Genomic DNA, 3,551 nt, shown 5'->3' on the forward strand with positions numbered 1-3,551 from the left:
AGGATGGACTCGCCTGGCTGCAATTCCTGCGCGAGCATCATTTAGGTGGCATTCTCGCGGACGACATGGGTCTCGGCAAAACCGCGCAAACCCTCGCCCATCTGCTGCTGGAAAAGGAGAACGGCCGCCTGACCGATCCCGCCCTGATCATCATGCCCACCTCCCTGATTCATAACTGGCGGGAAGAAGCAGAGCGCTTCGCCCCCGACCTGCGGGTACTCTCCCTGCACGGTAAAGAGCGCAGCAGCCGCTTTGCCGACATACCCAAGCATGACCTGATTCTTACCACCTATCCGCTGGTATGGCGGGACATTGAGACGCTCAAGGACCAGCGTTTTCATCTGCTGATTCTCGACGAGGCACAGATGGTCAAGAATGCGCAGGGCCGTGCCGCCGAAGCTATTCGCGAGATCCCCACCCGACATCGGCTCGCTCTTACCGGCACGCCGCTGGAAAACCATCTCGGCGAACTCTGGGCGCAATTCGACTTCCTCCTGCCCGGTTTTCTCGGCGACTCACGCAGCTTCCAACGGGTCTGGCGCGGCCCCATCGAACGCCACGGAGATGCTGAGCGTCTGGATTTACTAGCCCGTCGGGTGCGTCCCTTCATCCTGCGCCGCCGCAAGGAAGAAGTCGCCAAAGAACTCCCCGAGAAAACCATTATCATCCGCTCCATGGATATTGACGGGGCTCAGCGCGACCTTTACGAGACCGTACGCAGTGCCATGGATGAACGTATCCGCCAGGAAATCGCCGCCAAAGGTTTTCAACGCAGCCAGATCGTCATCCTCGACGCCATGCTCAAGCTGCGTCAGGTCTGCTGTGACCCGCGCCTGCTCAAGAGCGAGAAGGCGCGTAAAGTACAGGACAGCGCCAAACTTGCTCTGCTCATGGAGATGATTCCGGAGTTGCTGGCGGAAGGTCGCCAGATTCTGCTGTTTTCGCAATTCACCGAGATGCTCGCCCTGATCAGTGCACGCCTCGACAAGATGCATATCCCTTACGTGCTGCTTACCGGCAGCACCCAGGATCGCAAGACGCCCATCGACCGCTTTCAGCGCGGTGAAGTGCCTCTCTTCCTGATCAGCCTCAAGGCGGGTGGCGTCGGCCTCAACCTCACGGCAGCAGACACCGTGATTCACTATGACCCATGGTGGAATCCCGCCGCCGAAAATCAGGCCACGGATCGCGCCCACCGCATCGGTCAAAAACGTCAGGTTTTTGTTTACAAACTGATTGTAGCCGGAAGTATTGAAGAAAAAATCCTGGCATTGCAGGAGAAAAAGGCCATTCTCGCCGCAGGTGTGCTGGAGAAAGCGCAGAAAGAAAAGCTCCGTTTCGGTCCCGACGATCTTGCCTCCCTTCTCGCGCCACTGCCTGAAACCCGGCGCTGAGGCAGGAGCCGCGACGCTTCCTGAATGGCACACTTGGTGGCATTATGGTGGACGATCACCAGATGCGCACCGGTCGGCCCTGCAACCCATCGGATTTCGTCGGCAAACCCTTAGGAAATTAAGACGTATGAAAGCATCACAGACAAAAGATAAGCGGCAGGAGCGCTTCATCATCAGTGGCGCCCTCCACGGAGTGACAGAATCTGCCATAGAAGAACTCCGGGCTTTCGAGGCGATGGGCGGGCACCTGGAATTCCTCCCGGAAAAGCAGTTGGTGCTGATTCAGTACGATGGTCGCTGTGGTGCCGAGATGGAAGCGAAAATGGTCGCCGCTCTTCAGCAAGCCGGCGCCCACTGCGAATCGCATGGCGTGATATGTCACGGTAAAGATCATTGCGAACCTCTTAATTTGCATGTTGGTCCCCTGGCCAAAGATCATCCTAAGCGTCTTGCTTCGGTCACCAAGCACCTCGGTCGATGGCTGCGTTTAAAACAGTCCTAAAAATGCGTCTTCCGCGTCCCTTAGCTGCCTTGGTGACGCTGGCCTTGTGGATACTCTGTGCTACATCAGTCGCAGCAGCCGACACCCTCAACGCCATTCAGGAGCAACTCCTGAACTCAGCGGCAAGCGCCTTCGCTCAGGGTGATTATCGCCCCGCTGCCGATGCACTGCCTGAATTAGAAAATACCTACATGGGGCCATGGGTAGTGTACTGGTCTCTGCAACCCCGCCTCAAAACCATGACCCAAGACCAGTATCAACGCTATGCGGAGCGCTTTCCGGGTGGGGTGGCACATCATTTACTGCGTCGACAGTGGCTGTTAGAACTCGCGCGCCGCGCGGACTGGTCAGATTTTACCCAGGTGTTTCAGGCCGGCAGCATCCCCGATCTGATCAGCTTGCGCTGTGATGCGGCACGAGATCCACTGCTCAGCACCAGCACGGTGGTTGCCCCATTTTTCCTCTGGAGCAGCGCCGCAGCGAATGATCATGCCTGCAACGCCATGGCGCGTGCCTATCTGGAACAGGGGCAAATCACGCCGCCAGAACTGTGGCAGCGCCTGCAACAAATGTACGAGGCCTCCGCTTTTGACGCTGCACTGCGCTTTGCGCCATTTTTACCCGCGCCACAATCTGACCAGCTTGCGCCGACGGTAACAGCACCTGCCGCGTGGATCTCTCAGCAGATTCAGCAATATGGCAGCAATAACTGGCCAACTGGTCAGGCACATCTACTGGTACTCGCCCTGCTGCGCCTCGCTGCTACTCACCCCGCGCAGGCGGCACAGTTTGTGCGGACCCTTGGCGTTCTCTCTGCCGCTGATAAGTCGCTGGTGCTTTATAACAGTGCCTACCACGCCACCCTGTCCTTTCGTTCCGAATCCGGACACTGGTATGCCCAAGCCTACGCCGCCGATCCGCAGTTTCGCCCCCGGCCCCGACTGCTGGCCTGGATGGTGCGTACTGCCCTACGCAATAGGGATTGGAACATGGTGGAGCAGGCCACCCAGGAGATGGACGCCGCCCAACGCCAGCAGCGGCAGTGGCAATTCTGGTCCGCCGTAGCGCTGCTGCAACTCGGACATACGCAGGCGGCTCAGATCTTGCTGGCAGCCCTGGAATCTCCGTGGACTTATTACGGGCAACTGGCTATGGCGACCCTCAACAAGCCACTGATCTTAAAGCCTGACGATCCGTCCGCACCGACCGAAGCGAGCGCCACATCGGATAATAACGCCCCCGAGCGGACCGCGATCACACTCTATCATCTCGGACTCTATTTCGACGCCCTCGCCGAATGGGACCAGTTTTTGAAGGGGTTGAACGGGACGGGGGAGATTAAAGCCGCAGCCCGGGCGGCCTTTCATCATGAGGCGTGGCTGCTCGGTCTTCATGCGAGCAGTCTGATTCGCGGGGGAGAAGACTGGCAACAAGGCTACGTGCTTCCCTATGCACAGGAAATCGACGCTGCTGCCACCCAGACCGGCCTGCGCCGTGCCTTCCTGGCCGGTCCGATCCGGCAGGAATCCGGTTTTGCGTTCGGCATCCAATCTGACGTCGGCGCACAGGGGCTGATGCAGGTGATGCCTGCCACGGCCCAGTGGCTACAGACCCATGTAGCCGCAGCCGCTAACGCCGATCTGCACAGCGTCAGT

3 protein-coding genes are annotated in these 3,551 nt (G+C 58.7%); all 3 read left to right on the forward strand.

The features are described 5' to 3' along the window. On the forward strand, positions 1–1,394 hold a 1,394-nt coding region (locus tag AC2VNK_RS03085), incomplete at its 5' end, for a DEAD/DEAH box helicase (protein ID WP_486882757.1). Positions 1,395–1,521: 127 nt separating this feature from the next. Continuing rightward, positions 1,522–1,896 (forward strand): hypothetical protein, encoded by a 375-nt coding sequence (locus tag AC2VNK_RS03090; RefSeq protein ID WP_486882758.1) that lies wholly within the window; start codon positions 1,522–1,524, stop codon positions 1,894–1,896. Positions 1,897–1,898: 2 nt separating this feature from the next. Further along, on the forward strand, positions 1,899–3,551 hold a 1,653-nt coding region (locus AC2VNK_RS03095; protein WP_486882759.1), incomplete at its 3' end, for a transglycosylase SLT domain-containing protein.

The sequence above is a fragment of the Acidithiobacillus sp. TH-A35 genome (assembly GCF_057473505.1).